Origin of the sequence: Paracoccus sp. SY (assembly GCF_002901215.1) — a bacterium.
In the GTDB taxonomy this organism is placed as follows: Bacteria; Pseudomonadota; Alphaproteobacteria; order Rhodobacterales; family Rhodobacteraceae; genus Paracoccus; species Paracoccus acridae.
Map to the genome: position 1 here is coordinate 87,469 of NZ_NWMQ01000007.1, position 15,074 is coordinate 102,542.

Below are 15,074 nucleotides of genomic sequence, written 5' to 3' on the forward strand. Positions count from 1 at the left end.
GTGCCGCTCCGATCAGAAAATACGTGATTGTTCCCGACCCAGTGTTTCAGGTTCTTCGAGCATTGGCGGCATGAATTGAAACCCGTGCAATCGAGAAGAAGTCGCCACAGTGGGCGCAGAGCCTGCAAGCCGACATGCTGACCGCGTGCCACAGCGTTGGACGTGAAGCGGGCCGCATGGCCCGCTTCACCTCATGCGATCAGAAGAAGCCCAACTTCTTCGGGCTGTAGCTGACCAGCATGTTCTTGGTCTGCTGGTAATGATCCAGCATCATCTTGTGGTTCTCGCGCCCGATGCCCGACTGCTTGTAGCCGCCAAAGGCCGCATGGGCCGGATAGGCGTGATAGCAGTTGGTCCAGACCCGGCCCGCCTTGATCGCGCGGCCGAAGCGATAGCAGGTATTGGCCTCGCGCGACCAGACACCCGCGCCCAGGCCGTACAGCGTGTCATTGGCGATCGACAGCGCCTCGTCTTGGTCCTTGAAGGTGGTCACCGACACGACCGGGCCAAAGATTTCCTCCTGGAAGATGCGCATCTTGTTGTTGCCGCGGAACACGGTCGGCTTGATGTAATAGCCGTTCGACAGTTCCCCGCCATGATCGGCCGCCTCGCCGCCGATCAGCACCTCGGCCCCTTCCTTCCGGCCGATGTCGAAGTAGGAGAGGATCTTCTCCTTCTGCTCGGACGATGCCTGGGCACCGACCATCGTGGCGCTGTCGCGCGGGTCGCCCAGCTTGATCGCTTCGACGCGCTTCAGCGCCCGTTCCATGAAGCGGTCATAGATCGATTCCTGGATCAGAACGCGCGACGGGCAGGTGCAGACCTCGCCCTGGTTCAGCGCAAACATCGCGAAGCCTTCCAGCGCCTTGTCGAAGAAGTCGTCGTCCTCGCGCACCACATCCTCGAAGAAGATGTTGGGGGACTTGCCGCCCAGTTCCAGCGTGACGGGGATCAGGTTTTCGGACGCGTATTGCATGATCAGCCGCCCGGTGGTGGTTTCCCCGGTGAAGGCGATCTTGGCGATGCGCGGGTTCGAGGCCAGCGGCTTGCCGGCTTCCAGACCGAAGCCGTTGACGACGTTCAGCACGCCCGGCGGCAGCAGGTCGGCGATCAGGTCCACGAAGACCATGATGCTGGCGGGCGTCTGTTCGGCGGGCTTCAGCACCACGCAGTTCCCGGCGGCAAGCGCCGGTGCCAGCTTCCACACCGCCATCAGCAGCGGGAAGTTCCAGGGGATGATCTGGCCCACGACGCCCAGCGGCTCGTGGAAGTGATAGGCGATGGTGTCGTGGTCGATTTCCGAAATCCCGCCTTCCTGCGCGCGCAGGACGCCCGCGAAGTAACGGAAATGGTCGATGCCCAGCGGCAGGTCGGCGGCCATCGTCTCGCGGATGGGCTTGCCGTTGTCCCAGGTCTCGGCCGTCGCCAGCAGCTCCAGGTTCTGTTCCATCCGGTCGGCAATGCGCAGCAGCACCAGCGACCGTTCGGCGGCCGAGGTCTGGCCCCACTTGTCCTTGGCGGCATGGGCCGCATCAAGTGCCGCCTCGATGTCCTCGGCGCCCGACCGGGCAATCTCGCCGATTTCGGCGCCGGTGATGGGGGTGGTGTTGGTGAAGTACCTGCCCGATTTCGGCGCGGTCCACTGACCGCCGATGAAGTTGTCGTAGCGCTTGGCAAAGGGCATCACGCCCACGCCACGAAATTCATGCGTCTGGTCGTTCGGCATTTCTTCCTCCTCTGGATATTGCCCGGAGTCTCTCCCTCTCCGGGTATGGGTGACAGCTTGGCGCAGGGACGATTCGTTGCAAGCGGCTATCCCCTGCGACAATGCGGAAGCTGTCTCATGGGTGAGACAGTCAGCCGGTTTTTTCAGCCAAACCCAGGCGCGCCATCCGGCGATACATCGTGGCCCGCCCGATCCCCAAGGCACGGGCCGCAGCCGATACATTGCCATCGGCACGCGCAAGCGCCCGGGCCACGGCGGCCCGTTCGGCCTTGTCGAACCCCTTCAGGTCGTCGTCGCGGCCCAGAAGGTCGGCGGCGGGGCGCGGGCGGATCGCGCCTTCGCGTTCCAGGCCCAGGGCGCGGCGGGCGGCGCGGGTCGCACCGATGGCCAGGTCGTTCCTGTCCACCGCCAGCAGGACCGCCGCATCGGCATTGTCGTCGGATGCCACGACGATGCGGGCGTCGGGAAAGCTGGCGCGGAAGAAGACCGCCTCGATTGCACGGGCGGTCTGGGCGACCTGGGCGGAAATCAGGCGGTTGTATCGCTCTGTCTGGTCGGCACGGGCGGAACTGACATCCAGGGCCGCCAGCAGCCGCCCGTCCGGCCCCCAGATCGGCGCGTCCATGCAGGACATGGCCGTGTTGCGGGTATGGAAATGTTCGTTGCGATGGATCGTGACCTGCCGTCCCTCGGCCAGGCAGGTGCCGATGCCGTTGGTGCCCTGGGCCGCCTCGGACCAGACCGTGCCCTGCCACAGGCCCCAGTCGCGGAACTGTTCGGCATCCGCCCCGCCGACCCGCTGGTCCATCACCACGCCCTCGGCATCGGTCAGCAGCACGTTGCAGCCGGACAGGCCCACCAGGTTGAACAACTGGTCCAGTTGCGGGCTGGCCAGGCGCAGGAACTGGTCCATGGCCTGGCGGCGGCGGGACAGTTCTTCCAGAGTCAGACGTTCCGGGCGCCGGATGTCGGAGGGATCCAGCCCGTGCTTCAGAAGCGACCGCCGCCACGACGCCGCAAGGGCCGAGGTTGCGGAATTCGACTGCGACTGACTTGCGACATAGTCCGCGTGACGCATACCGGGCCGGCTCCTCCTCCGTCGTCGGTAGCGGACACTATAACACGCAGTCTGGCAATTCGACCAAGGGCTAATTGCCTCAGGCGGGGACGGGCGCCGAGACGCGGGGCTGATAGGGGGGCAGATCGACCCCCGCGCGATACAGAAGCGACTGCCCGTCATGGAACAGGTGCAGCGCCGCCGGGTCGGCGGTCAGCCGCACGCTGCGGCCGTTCAGGCCCGGATGGATGCCCGGCAGCTTGGCGATGACCGGCACGCCTTCGCCGCGCGTGCCGAAATAGAGAAGGGTCACTTCGCCCAGGGCCTCGGTCAGATCGACGGTGCCTTCGAAGATCGCCTGCCCTTCGGTTTCGCGCATATCCTCGGGGCGGACGCCCAGGTTGACGCGCATCCCCTCGTCGCCCGGGCGGGTGGGAATGGCGGCCTGCGCCACGCCGCCGCCGTCAAGCTGGACGGTGGTCATCGGGCCGGTGGCGGTGACGCGGCCGGGCAGCAGGTTCATGGCGGGGCTGCCGATGAACTGGGCCACGAATTCGTTGACCGGGCGTTCGTAAAGCTCCAGCGGCGCGCCGACCTGGGCGATGCCGCCGCCCGCCAGCACGACGATGCGGTCGGCCAGGGTCATCGCCTCGGTCTGGTCATGGGTCACATAGATCATCGTGCGGTCGGGCATGGCGGCCTTCAGTTGCGCGATCTCGATCCGGGTCGCCACGCGCAGCGCGGCGTCCAGGTTCGACAGGGGTTCGTCGAACAGATAGACCTTGGGGTCGCGCACGATGGCCCGGCCAATGGCGACTCGCTGCCGCTGCCCGCCCGACAGGGCCTTGGGAAGCCGGTCCAGATAGGGGGTCAGTTGCAGCATCCGTCCCGCGCGGTCGGTGGCCTCCTGAACCTCGGCCTTGGACTTGCCGGCGATCTTCAGCGCGAAGGCCATGTTGTCGCGCACCGTCATATGCGGATAAAGCGCGTATGACTGGAACACCATCGCGATGCCCCGCTGGCTGGGCGGGATGTCGTTCATCACCTGCCCGTCGATTTCCAGCGTGCCGCCGCTGATCCGTTCCAGCCCCGCGATCATCCGCAGCAGCGTGGATTTGCCACAGCCCGAAGGGCCGACGAAGACGATGAACTCGCCCGACCGGATATCCAGGTTGATGTCCCGAAGCACATTCACCTCGCCATAGGACTTGGCGACATCGGTCAGTTTCAGATCGGCCATCGGCGTCCCCCCTGTTGAACCCTATCCCTCGATGATCTGGACCTGCCATGGCCGCAGGCCGCCCGCCTCCTCGGCCGACAGGTTCGCCCGGATCTGCAGCGACTGCCGGCTATCGGCGCGGTTGAAGGTCAGGACCGGCCCTTCGGCATGAATGTCGGTCATGTCGCCGCCCCGCAGGGCCGAATGCTTGCGCCGCAACCCGATGGCCCAGCGGTAATGGTGCAGCATCGACTGGGCGTCGGCTTCCTGGCCCACGACGGTGCGTTGCAGATGGGCATGCGGCACGGGCAGCCAGGGCCTGGCTGTCGAAAAGCCGCCGTTCACGCCCATGTCCCAGACCATCGGCGTCCGGCAGCCGTCGCGGCCCTTGAATTCGGGCCAGAACTCCTTGCCGTAAGGGTCCTGCAGATCCTCATAGGAGATGTCGGCCTCGGGCAGGCCCAGTTCCTCGCCCTGATACAGGCAGACCGACCCCTTCAGGCACAAAAGCACCGTCGCATAGGCCTTGGCGGCCTGGTCGGTCAGGTTCCAGCGGCTGATATGGCGCACGACATCATGGTTCGACATCGCCCAGCAGGGCCAGGAATTCGGCGCCACCGCGTGCAGGCTGTCGAAGACCTCGCTGATGCGGGTCGCGGCCAGGTCGTTGCCGGACAGGAAGTCGAAGACATAGGACATCTGCATCCGGCCCGCGACACCCGTATATTCCTCGAGCAGTTCCAGCGATCGTTCGCTGTCGCCGATCTCGCCGATGACGGCCGCGCCATATTGGCGCAACAGCGCCGCGAAGCGTTCGAGGAAGGCGATGTTCTCGGGCTGCGACTTGTCGTATCTGTGGCTTTGGTGGTTGTAGGGGTTGACCGCCGGTGCCGTGTCCGCCTTGCGCAATTCCCTGGGCAGGGGCGGGTTGTCGCGCAACTGCGCATCGTGGAAATAGAAGTTGACCGTGTCCAGGCGGAAGCCGTCCACGCCCCGGTCCAGCCAGAACCGCGCCATCTCCAGCAGTTCGTCCTGAACGGCCGGGTTGTGGAAGTTGAGGTCGGGCTGCGAGGCCAGGAAGTTGTGCAGGTAATACTGTTCGCGCCGGGCCTCCCACTGCCAGGCGGGACCGCCGAAGATCGACAGCCAGTTGTTGGGCGGCGTGCCGTCCGGTTTCGGATCGGCCCAGACATACCAGTCGGCCTTGGGGTTGTCGCGGCTGGCGCGGCTTTCGACGAACCAGGGATGCTGGTCCGAGGAATGCGACATCACCAGGTCGATCATCACCTTCAGGCCCAGTTCATGGGCGCGGGCGATCAGGGCGTCGAAATCCTCTAGGTCGCCGAACAGGGGGTCGATGCCGCGGTAATCGGACACGTCATAGCCGAAATCCTTCATCGGCGACGTGAAGAAGGGCGAGATCCAGACTGCATCCACGCCCAGCGACGCGACATAGGGCAGGCGCTGCGTGATGCCCGGCAGGTCGCCGATGCCGTCGCCCGTCGTGTCCTGGAAACTGCGCGGATAGATCTGATAGATGACCCCACCCTTCCACCAGTCGATTTTCACGTCCGTCAAGTCTCATCCACCTTTCACGGACCCGGCCAGAAGGCCGCGGACCAGATATTTCTGCATCGCGAAGAACACGATCAGCGGCACCGCGATGGAAATGAAGGCCGAGGTGGCAAGGATTTCCCATTCCCCGCCCTTGGACCCCATCAGTTCGCGCAGCACGCCGGTCATGACCAGTTGTTCGCGTGTATTGCCAAGGAACACGGTGGCGACAAGCAGGTCGTTCCAGACCCACAGGAACTGGAAGATGGCGAAGCTGGCCAGGGCCGGGAAGGACAGCGGCAGGATGATCTTGCGAAAGATCTGGAACTCGGTCGCGCCGTCCACGCGGGCGCTTTCGATCACCTCTCGCGGCAAGCCGACCATGTAGTTGCGCAGCAGGTATATCGCCAAGGGCAGGCCGAAGCCGGTATGGGCCAGCCAGATCCCCAGGTATCCCTTGCCGATGCCTAGTTCGTTGTGCAGCCGCAACAGCGGGATCAGCGCCACCTGCAAGGGCACGACCAAGAGGCCCACCACGGCGGCGGTCAGCAGGGCGCGGCCCGGAAACTCCATCCAGGCCAGGGCATAGGCCGCGAAGGCCGCGATCAGGATGGGGATCACGGTCGCGGGGATGGTCACGGTCATGGTGTTCATGAAGGCGCGGCCCAAGCCTTCGGCGGTCAGCACGCGGTCATAGTTTTCGGTCGTCAACCGGGCGGGCGCGCCGGTCGTGACGAAGATCCGCTCTCCCCTCCGCATCTCGAAGGGCGTGTCCGAGGTCAGGCGATAGCTGCCGTCCTCGGCCACGGTCAGTTGCCAGCCGTCCTCGATCTCGGTCGTCTCGCCGGGCTGGAAGGCGGCCGGTTCGCGGGCGCGGATGCCCCAGCCGATCAGGTTCTGGCCTTCCTCCAGCACGGTGCCCTCGATGACATACTGGCCGTCCTCTTGGACCGCGTCGTCGCCGGTGCCGGTGCGCACGAAGCCCGTGGCCTCTTGCGGGGAAAAGGACTGCCACCAGCCCGAGGTCAGGATCTGGTCGCGGTCGCGGAAGGACGACACCAGAAGCCCCAGCGTCGGGATCGTCCACAGCAGCACCAGCAGGAAGGCGGCGATGTTGACCGCCCAGACCAGCGAGGATTTCTGTCCGGCCATGCCTTCCATCAGCGAACCTCTCGACGCGCGTTGACGATGTTCCAGATCATGATGGGGGTCACCAGCAGCATCAGGATGATGGCGATGGCCGATCCGCGCCCGTAATCGGGCGTGCCGCGGAACATCCAGTCATACATCAGGTTCGCCAGCACCTGCGTGCCCCATTGCCCGTTGGTCATCACGAAGACGATGTCGAAGACCTTCAGGACCACGATGGTGATGGTGGTCCAGACCACCGCGATGGTGCCCATGATCTGCGGCACCTTGATCTTGAAGAACACCTGCCAGGGGGATGCGCCGTCCAGGATCGCGGCCTCGATGGTTTCCTCGGGGATGCCGCGCAGGGCGGCGGACAGGATCACCATGGCGAACCCCGTCTGGATCCAGACCAGCACGATCATCAGGAACAGGTTGTTCCAGGGGATCAGCGTCAGCCACAGTTGCGGATCGCCGCCAAGCGCCTGGACGATGGCGTTCAGCAGCCCGATCTGGGTTTCGCCGGGCGCGCGGTATTCATAGATGAACTTCCAGATCACGCCCGCGCCCACGAAGCTGATCGCCATGGGCATGAAGATCAGCGACTTGCCGATATTGCCCCATTTCAGCCGGTCGGTCAGCTGCGCCGCGATCAGCCCGAACAGCGTGGACAGCGCCGGCACCACCAGCAGCCACAGCAGGTTGTTGCGCATGGATTCGCGGAACTTGCCGTCGCCCATGTGCCAGGCATAGTTCGACAGGCCCACGAACTCGCTTCCCCGCGCATTGTGCATGGACCGCCACAGGCTGTCGAAGATCGGATAGACCAGATAGATCCCCAGGAACAGGATCGCAGGCCCCAGGAACAGCCAGGGCCGGATCTGGTTGGCCTTGCGGATATTGTCGCCCGCATTGGGACCGCGCGGGGGATAGATGCGGTCGAGGATCAGGTTGGATCCCCAGAACCACGCCACGCAGCCGAAGACGCCGATGGCGATCGTGATGACGGCCAGCCAGAACAGTTCCATTCTTGAACCCCGAAATCAGGACAAGCGCGGCGGCTGGCCCGCCGCGCCACGGGCTTACTTCAGCGTGGCCCAGGTCTGCTGGATGCGGTCCGCGACGTCCTGCGCGGACGCGCCGCCCACGAAATCAACCATCGCCGTCCAGAAGACACCGGCACCGACCGCGCCCGGCATCAGGTCCGACCCGTCAAAGCGGAAGGTGGTCGCATCCAGCAGGATCTGGCCCATCTTGCGCTGGGTCTCGCTGGCATAGGCATCGATGTTCACGCCGGTATGGGGCGTGGTGAAGCCCGACTGCGCCATCCACAATTCATGCGCGGCGGGCGTCTTCAGGAACTCGACAAAGGCCATGGCGACCGGATTGTCGGTGAACACCCCGAACAGCGTGCCGCCGCCCAGCACCGGCTGGCCGACGCTGCCGTCAGCGGGCGCGGGGAAATAGAAAAAATCATAGTCCTCGCCCTCGACCGTGCCTTCGGGGAAGAACGAGGGGATGAAGCTGGCCTGCCGGTGCATGTAGCAGCCCGGAGGGCTTTCGAACAAACCGGCGGGGCTTTCGCGGAAATCATTGGACGCGACCGAGGCCGTGCCGCCCGCCACGAAATCGTCGTTCTTGGCGAACCAGCCGAAATCCTCGATGGCGGCGACGACCTTGGGATCGTTGAAGGGCAAGGCGTTGGTGGTCCAGGCGTCGTAATCCTCGGGGCTGTTCAGGCGCAGCATCAGATCCTCGACCCAGTCGGTCGCGGGCCAGCCGGTCGCCCCCCCCGATGCCAGGCCGATGCACCAGGGGGTTTCCCCGTCGGCGGCGATCTGTTCGGTCAGGGCCTTCAGATCCTCATAGGTTTCGGGGATCTCGTATTCCGCATCCTCGAAGTTTTCCGGGACATACCAGACCAGCGACTTCACGTCGGCCTTGTAGGGAAAGGCGAACATCCTTTCCGCCCCGTCCTGGCCCGCATAGGTGCTGAGCGCGACCCAGCTTTCGCCCGCCGCATAGTTGTCGCGCACCCATTGCGCGGTTTCCTCGCCCAGGTCGCGCAGATGACCCTTGGCGGCCAGGTCGGCCGCAAGCCCCGGTTGCGGCAGCACCGCGATGTCGGGGGGCGATCCGGCCTCGCTGTCGATGACGATCTGCTGTTCGAAGCTGGTCGAGCCGGAGTAATTGACCGTGGCGCCCGTCACATCCTCGAAATAGGCGGTGATCGAGGTGAACAATTCCTGGTCCGGTCCCAGCCATGGGCCCAGGATCGTCACGCTCTGCCCCTCGATGTCAGAATGGGCCGCGCCGAAATCCTCCAGGCTTTGCCAGTTGATGCGGTCGTCGCTGCCCTTCTCGATCACAAGCTGGGCCTCTGCGGACCCCGCAAGCAACGCGGCCAAGGCCACGGTCGTGTGGAAAACTGCCTTCACGTATTCCCCCCTCCCCCTTGCCCGCAACCTGCGTGCGAGCCTTGATTGCAATGGTCGCCTGACAAGGCGCAATCTGTCAAATCCTTACTCCCATTCCAGTTCCTTGAAGGCTGCGGTGGCATCGCGTGCCGCCGAGTCCGGAAAGGAAGCCCATTCCGCGGCAAAGGGTTGCAAGGCCTCGACGATGGCGGGGACCGCCTGGGACATCGGCAGGCCGTCGCGGATTGTCTGGCGGGTTGCCTGGGCCAGGGTCGTCAGGAAATCCTGCTGGGCGGTGACGGCGTCCGGCCAGCTTGCGGCGACGGGGCCGTGGCCGGGCACCACCGGGCCGCCGGCCTGCGGCGCCGCCATCCAGTCCAGCCAGCCCGGCAGCGACCCGTCCACGATGGGCGTCAGCCCGCGAAACACAAGATCGCCCGCAAAGAAGGTGCCGGTCGCCCGGTCCAGCACGGTCAGGTCATTGTCGCTATGCGCCGTGGCCACGGCTTTCAGCGTCAGGACCCGATCGCCCAGGTCGATGTCCAGGCTGTCCGCGACCGCGACATCCGGCAAGACGACCCGTGTGCCCGCCATGGCACCCGCACCGTAAAGCCGGACAAGATTGTCCAGATAGGTCGGCCCCCGCCCCTGCAAGGCATCCGCCAGGCCCTGATGCCCGACGATCGTCGCGCCCGCTTCGCGAAAGACCTCGGCGCCGAAGGCATGGTCGGGATGCATATGCGTGACGATCAGGTGGCTGATCGGCTTGTCGCTGATCCGGCGGATGGCCGCGAACAGCGCCTCGCCCTGTCGGCGCGAGGCGCCCGCATCGATCACCGCGATGCTGTCCCGCCCGATCACGAAGCCCAGGTTGGCGATCCAGCCGTCGGGGCTGTCCTCGAACTGGGCGATCTGGCCGACATGGACATGAACGCCGTCCGCAACGGGCTGGACCGGCAGAATGGGAAGGCTGTCAAAGGGCGCGCATTCCAGGCGGTCGAGGGTCCAGCCGGATTGGCTGCCCAGCCAGTCGCGGGCGATTCGCGGCGCGGCGGCCTCGCATTCTGCCTGTGCGGCAAAAGCATGGCCGACGGGCGTCACCGTCCCGCAGGACCGGGAATCCGCCGCAAGACAAATGGTCAAAATGGCATAAAGCATTGCCGAATCTTCCCAACATGGACGCGAAGCGGCCAACTTTTCGTGACCTTGCGACCTTAGTCGTGTTGAAAGGCGTTGTCTCTCCTCTAACATAGAACGCAGTCGCCGTGATGGCGGCCGTGGATTTGGAGGAAATGCATGGCTTGGACGAAACCTACCCTGAAAGAAATCGCCTGCGGCATGGAAATCAACATGTACGCCCCGGCCGAGGACGAACCGGTCCTGTTCTGAGGCGTCGCGCTTCAGGCATCATGAACGGCCCCGTCCGACACCATCGGGCGGGGTCTTTTCGTCAGGGACATCATGAAGATCATAGTGCTGGGCGCCGCAGCCGGCGGGGGCCTGCCGCAATGGAACTGCGGCTGCGACAACTGCAATGCCGCACGGGCCGGGCGCATCCCGGCGATGACGCAAAGCTCGATCGCGGTCAGCGCGGACGGGCGGCACTGGGCAGTTCTGAACGCCTCGCCCGACATCCGGGTCCAGCTTGCGGCCATGCCCGCGCTGCATCCGACGGGACTGCGCGACATGCCGCTGCGCTCGGTGCTGGTGACGAATGGCGACATCGACCATGTGGCGGGCCTGCTGACGCTGCGGGAAAGCCAGCCCTTCACCCTGTTCGCGACGCCCGCGATCCACGAGGTGCTGGCCCAGAACCCGATGCTGACGGCCCTGCGGGCCGATCTGGTCGCGCGGCAGCCGGTGGCCCTGGACCAAGGGGTCGAGATCGCGCCCGGCCTGACGGCGACCCTGTTCGCAGTGCCCGGCAAGGTGCCGCTGTATCAGGAAGGCGCCATGGTCGAGACCGGGCTGGTCGGCGAGACGACGGTGGGGGTCGAGTTGTCCGCGAACGGGCGGCGCACGCTGTATATCCCCGGCTGCGCGGAACTGCCCGGCTGGCTGGCCGACCGCATCGCGGGGGCCGATCTGCTGATGTTCGACGGCACGCTTTGGGACGATGACGAGATGATCCGCATGGGCCTGGGCCAGAAGACCGGCCGTCGCATGGGCCACATGCCCGTGGTGGAAACCATGGCCGCGATGCGCGACCTGCCGGTCGGCCGAAGGGTCTTCGTCCACATGAACAATTCCAACCCGCTGGTCGATCCGGCCAGCACCCAGACGCGCGAAGCGGAAGCCAGCGGCTGGCAGGTTGGCCGCGACGGAATGGAGATCACGCTGTGAAAGATGTACAGGAACAGGCGCAATCGCGCGAGGATTTCGAGGCCCGGCTGCGCGCCATCGGCGCCCAACGCTATCACGACCGTCACCCGTTCCACGAACGCCTGCATGGCGGCCATTGCACCCCGGACGAGGTGCGCGCCTGGGTCATCAACCGCTGGATGTACCAGTCCCGCATTCCCATGAAGGACGCGGCCTTCATGAGCCGGGTCGAGGATCCCGACCTGCGCCGCGCCTGGCGCAAGCGGATCGAGGATCACGACGGCGGCGTGACCGAAGGCGGCGGCATCCGCCGCTGGCTGGCCCTGGCGCAGGCGGTGGGGCTGGACCCGGACTATGTGGCTTCGGGTGTGGGCATCATGCCCGCGACGCGCTTTGCGGTGGACGCCTATGTCCGCTTTGTGCGCGACATGCCCCTGTTGGACGCGGTGGCGGCCAGCCTGACGGAACTGTTCGCGCCCAAGATCCACGCGCAGCGGATCGAAGGCTTGTTGGCCCATTACGATTTCGCGGACGACAGCAGCCTGTCCTATTTCAAGAAACGCCTGACCGAAGCGCCCGAGGATGTGAAATTCGGCCTGGATTATGTTCTGACCAACGCCGACACCAAGGAAAAGCAGGACGCGGCGGCGGCGGCGCTGACCTTCAAGACCGACGTGCTCTGGGCGCAGCTTGACGCCCTGTGGCACGGCTATGTCGAGGGCAACATCCCGCCGGGCGCCTGGCGGCCGGGCGAGGGGATGGCCCCATGAACGCCCAGCCAGCCCCTATCCGCCCTGCGCCCCTGATCGGCCCGGACGATGTGCCCTATCTGCCGCGCGGGGTGCGCCTGCAGGATGACAGGGTGCGCGGCATCCGCGTGCTGCAGGCCCCCGAACGGGCGATGCAGCTGGACGCCATCGGCGACGCGATCCTGGGGGAACTGGACGGCAGCCGCAGCATGGCGGCCATCGTCAGCGGCCTTGCCGCGCGCTATAATGCGCCCGAAGACCAGATCGCGGGCGATGTGCGCGACTTCCTGACGGGGCTGATCGAACGCCGCATGGTCTTTGTGAGGAAGCCATGAAGGACCAGCAACACCAACCCCGCGACCTGGACGGAAACCCCGTCACCCCCGGCCTGCCGATGGCCATGCTGGCCGAGGTGACGCATCGCTGCCCGCTGGCCTGCCCTTATTGTTCCAACCCCGTGGAACTGACCCGCGCGGCCCAGGAACTGACGGCCGACGACTGGGGCCGGGTCTTCCGGCAGGCCGCCGATCTGGGCGTCTTGCAGGTCCACATTTCGGGCGGGGAACCCGGCGCGCGGCGCGATCTGGCGCAGATCGTGGCCCATGCGCGGGATGCGGGGCTGTATGTGAACCTCATCACCTCGGGGATCGGCATCACGCGCGACCGGCTGGAGGAACTGGACCGCGCGGGCGTGGATCACGTCCAGCTTTCGTTGCAGGGCATCCGCCCCGACATGGCCGACCGGATCAGCGGCCATCCGGGATCCTGGGACAAGAAGATGCACTTCGCCGAATGGGTGCAACAGATCGGCTTTCCCCTGACCATCAACGCCGTGGTCCACCGCCAGAACCTGGAACGCCTGCCCGACATGATCGAACTGGCGGAAACCCTGGGCGCGCGGCGGATCGAGGTCGCGACCGTGCAGTTCCACGGCTGGGCGGACCTGAACCGCAAGGCCCTGATGCCCACGCGCGAACAGGCGGCATTCGCCCGACAGGTGGTGAACGACGCGCGCATCCGGCTGCGGGGGCGGATGGTCATCGACTATGTCCCCGCCGACCACCATGCCGTCTTCCCCAAGGCCTGCATGGGCGGCTGGGGTTCGACCGGCCTGAATGTCGCGCCCGACGGCACGGTCCTGCCCTGCCATGCCGCGCAGACGATCACCTGGATGCGCTTCGAAAACGTCCGCGACCGCGACCTGGGCGACATCTGGCAGAACTCGGACAGCTTCAACGCCTTTCGCGGCACCGGCTGGATGCCCGAACCCTGCCAGTCCTGTGACCGCAAGACCATCGACTTCGGGGGATGCCGCTGTCAGGCCATGGCGCTGGCGGGCGATGCGCGGGCGACCGATCCGGTCTGCTCGCTGTCGCCCTTCCATGCCGAAGTGGTGGTCCGTGCCGAGGCCGATGCCGAGGCGGATACCGCCGACCTGATCTATCGCCGCATGAGGAAGGGAGACTAGCGATGAAGGCCCGCATCCTTGCCGCGCTGCTTCTGGCCACGCCCGTGGCGGCGCAGGACAATCCCCTGCAGAACACATCGACCTGGGACGATCTGCGCGCTTCCGTCCTGGGCCTGTCGGCCGAGGTGCCGCTGGATCTGGCGGTGCTGGATCTGGAGGCGCCCGTGCGCGCCCACGAGGCCGCGATCGTGCCCATCCGCCTGACCCAGCCCACGGATGCCCCGCCGGTGCAGGCGGTCACGCTGGTGATCGACGAAAATCCCGCGCCGGTGGCCGCCGAATACACCTTCGGTCCCGCCATGGCGCCGCTGGATTTCGAATTCCGGGTGCGCGTGGACAGCTATTCCGACGTGCGCGCCATCGCCGATACCGGCAACGGCAACCGGGTGATGGCGGGCCGCTTCGTCAAGGCTTCGGGCGGCTGTTCCGCCCCCGCGGGCAAGAACATGGCCGAGGTCGAGGCGACCATGGGCCAGATGCGCTGGAAAAGCGATCAGCAGGACGGCCGCACCATCGGCACGCTGATGGTCCGGCATCCCAACTTTTCGGGGTTGCAACGCGACCAGGTGACGCTGCTCAACATCCCCGCCCATTTCATCGACCGGCTGGAGGTGCGGCAGGGCGACGAGGTGCTGTTCACCTTGCAGGCCGGCATCTCGATCAGCGAGGATCCGGTGTTCCGCTTTGCCTATCGGTCCGACGGCCAGCCCATCCGCGTCCATGTCGAGGATACGGACGGCAATACCTGGGACCAGACCTTCGATGCCGTCAACGGATAAGGAAACCATCATGACCAGACGCGCCGCCATCGCCGTGGACATCCAGAACGACTATTTCCCCGATGGAAAATTCCCGCTGGAGGGTATGGAACAGGCTGCCGCCAAGGCCCGCGCCGTTCTGGACGCCGCCCGCGAGCGCGGCGACCTGATCGTGCATGTCCGCCACGAATTCGCCGACGCCTCGGCCCCCTTCTTCCATCCCGGCAGCCCCGGCGCCGAGATCAACCCCGCCGCCGCGCCCCAGGGCGACGAGATCGTCGTGACCAAGAACAACGTCAACGCCTTCAAGGACACCGACCTGAAGCGCATCCTGGACGACAATGGCGTGACCGAAGTCGTGATCGTCGGCGCCATGAGCCATATGTGCATCGACGCCGCCACCCGCGCCGCATCCGACCTGGGCTACAAGACCACGGTGATCGCCGACGCCTGCGCGACGCGCGACTTGGAATTCCAGGGCACGACCGTTCCCGCCGCCCAGGTCCATGCCGCGATGATGAGTGGGCTGGCCTTCGGCTATGCGACCGTTACTGATGCCGGGGACTGGATCGCGGACCGGACCACGGCCTGACCATCCGCCGCCGACCGCGACCTTTGTCGCAGATGCGGGCTTGCTTTGCCGGGGCAGTGGCCTAAACTTGGATGGAGGATGCGG

The 15,074-nt window shown here is 65.8% G+C and carries 15 protein-coding genes; 7 read left to right on the plus strand and 8 right to left on the minus strand.

Going from position 1 to position 15,074, the window contains the following annotated elements; translation table 11 throughout:
* Window positions 1-199: 199 nt before the first annotated feature.
* The 8 genes from adh to CK944_RS08285 form a co-directional block, all read right to left on the minus strand.
* Entirely contained in the window at window positions 200-1,726 is a 1,527-nt protein-coding gene (gene adh, locus CK944_RS08250; RefSeq protein WP_103172582.1) for an aldehyde dehydrogenase, read from the minus strand.
* Window positions 1,727-1,856: 130 nt separating this feature from the next.
* Window positions 1,857-2,804, minus strand: a complete 948-nt coding sequence (locus tag CK944_RS08255) for a GAF domain-containing protein (protein WP_103172583.1) — start codon at window positions 2,802-2,804, stop codon at window positions 1,857-1,859.
* 79 nt (window positions 2,805-2,883) lie between these two features.
* Entirely contained in the window at window positions 2,884-4,023 is a 1,140-nt protein-coding gene (locus tag CK944_RS08260) for an ABC transporter ATP-binding protein (protein ID WP_103172584.1), read from the minus strand.
* Window positions 4,024-4,044: 21 nt separating this feature from the next.
* A complete protein-coding gene (locus CK944_RS08265) occupies window positions 4,045-5,580 on the minus strand; it encodes an alpha-amylase family glycosyl hydrolase (protein WP_103172585.1) in 1,536 nt (511 codons plus the stop codon).
* Between the two features lie 3 nt (window positions 5,581-5,583).
* Window positions 5,584-6,717 carry a carbohydrate ABC transporter permease gene (locus CK944_RS08270; protein WP_103172586.1) on the minus strand — a complete coding sequence of 378 codons (1,134 nt, stop codon included), beginning with the start codon at window positions 6,715-6,717 and terminating at the stop codon, window positions 5,584-5,586.
* Window positions 6,717-7,712, minus strand: a complete 996-nt coding sequence (locus tag CK944_RS08275) for a carbohydrate ABC transporter permease (RefSeq protein ID WP_103172587.1) — start codon at window positions 7,710-7,712, stop codon at window positions 6,717-6,719. The genes CK944_RS08270 and CK944_RS08275 overlap by 1 nt, the downstream gene beginning before the upstream one ends.
* Before the next feature lie 54 nt (window positions 7,713-7,766).
* The gene (locus CK944_RS08280; RefSeq protein WP_103172588.1) at window positions 7,767-9,122 is read right to left on the minus strand and encodes an ABC transporter substrate-binding protein; all 1,356 of its coding nucleotides are present in this window, start codon (window positions 9,120-9,122) and stop codon (window positions 7,767-7,769) included.
* Window positions 9,123-9,206: 84 nt separating this feature from the next.
* Window positions 9,207-10,259, minus strand: a complete 1,053-nt coding sequence (locus tag CK944_RS08285; protein WP_103172589.1) for a quinoprotein relay system zinc metallohydrolase 2 — start codon at window positions 10,257-10,259, stop codon at window positions 9,207-9,209.
* A gap of 138 nt (window positions 10,260-10,397) precedes the next feature.
* On the opposite strand from CK944_RS08285, the gene pqqA reads away from it, so the two are divergent.
* From pqqA to CK944_RS08320, 7 genes are all read left to right on the plus strand, one after another.
* A complete protein-coding gene (gene pqqA, locus CK944_RS08290; protein ID WP_076522366.1) occupies window positions 10,398-10,490 on the plus strand; it encodes a pyrroloquinoline quinone precursor peptide PqqA in 93 nt (30 codons plus the stop codon).
* Window positions 10,491-10,562: 72 nt separating this feature from the next.
* On the plus strand, window positions 10,563-11,444 hold the full coding sequence (gene pqqB, locus CK944_RS08295) for a pyrroloquinoline quinone biosynthesis protein PqqB (protein ID WP_103172590.1): 882 nt from the start codon (window positions 10,563-10,565) through the stop codon (window positions 11,442-11,444).
* Window positions 11,441-12,193 carry a pyrroloquinoline-quinone synthase PqqC gene (gene pqqC, locus CK944_RS08300; protein WP_103172591.1) on the plus strand — a complete coding sequence of 251 codons (753 nt, stop codon included), beginning with the start codon at window positions 11,441-11,443 and terminating at the stop codon, window positions 12,191-12,193. The genes pqqB and pqqC overlap by 4 nt, the downstream gene beginning before the upstream one ends.
* The gene (gene pqqD / locus CK944_RS08305) at window positions 12,190-12,507 is read left to right on the plus strand and encodes a pyrroloquinoline quinone biosynthesis peptide chaperone PqqD (protein ID WP_103172592.1); all 318 of its coding nucleotides are present in this window, start codon (window positions 12,190-12,192) and stop codon (window positions 12,505-12,507) included. The genes pqqC and pqqD overlap by 4 nt, the downstream gene beginning before the upstream one ends.
* Entirely contained in the window at window positions 12,504-13,640 is a 1,137-nt protein-coding gene (gene pqqE / locus CK944_RS08310; RefSeq protein WP_103172593.1) for a pyrroloquinoline quinone biosynthesis protein PqqE, read from the plus strand. The genes pqqD and pqqE overlap by 4 nt, the downstream gene beginning before the upstream one ends.
* 2 nt (window positions 13,641-13,642) lie before the next feature.
* Window positions 13,643-14,419, plus strand: coding sequence for a quinoprotein dehydrogenase-associated SoxYZ-like carrier (locus tag CK944_RS08315; RefSeq protein WP_103172594.1), 777 nt, complete (start codon window positions 13,643-13,645; stop codon window positions 14,417-14,419).
* Between the two features lie 10 nt (window positions 14,420-14,429).
* Window positions 14,430-14,990 carry a cysteine hydrolase family protein gene (locus CK944_RS08320; protein ID WP_103172595.1) on the plus strand — a complete coding sequence of 187 codons (561 nt, stop codon included), beginning with the start codon at window positions 14,430-14,432 and terminating at the stop codon, window positions 14,988-14,990.
* Window positions 14,991-15,074: the final 84 nt, after the last annotated feature.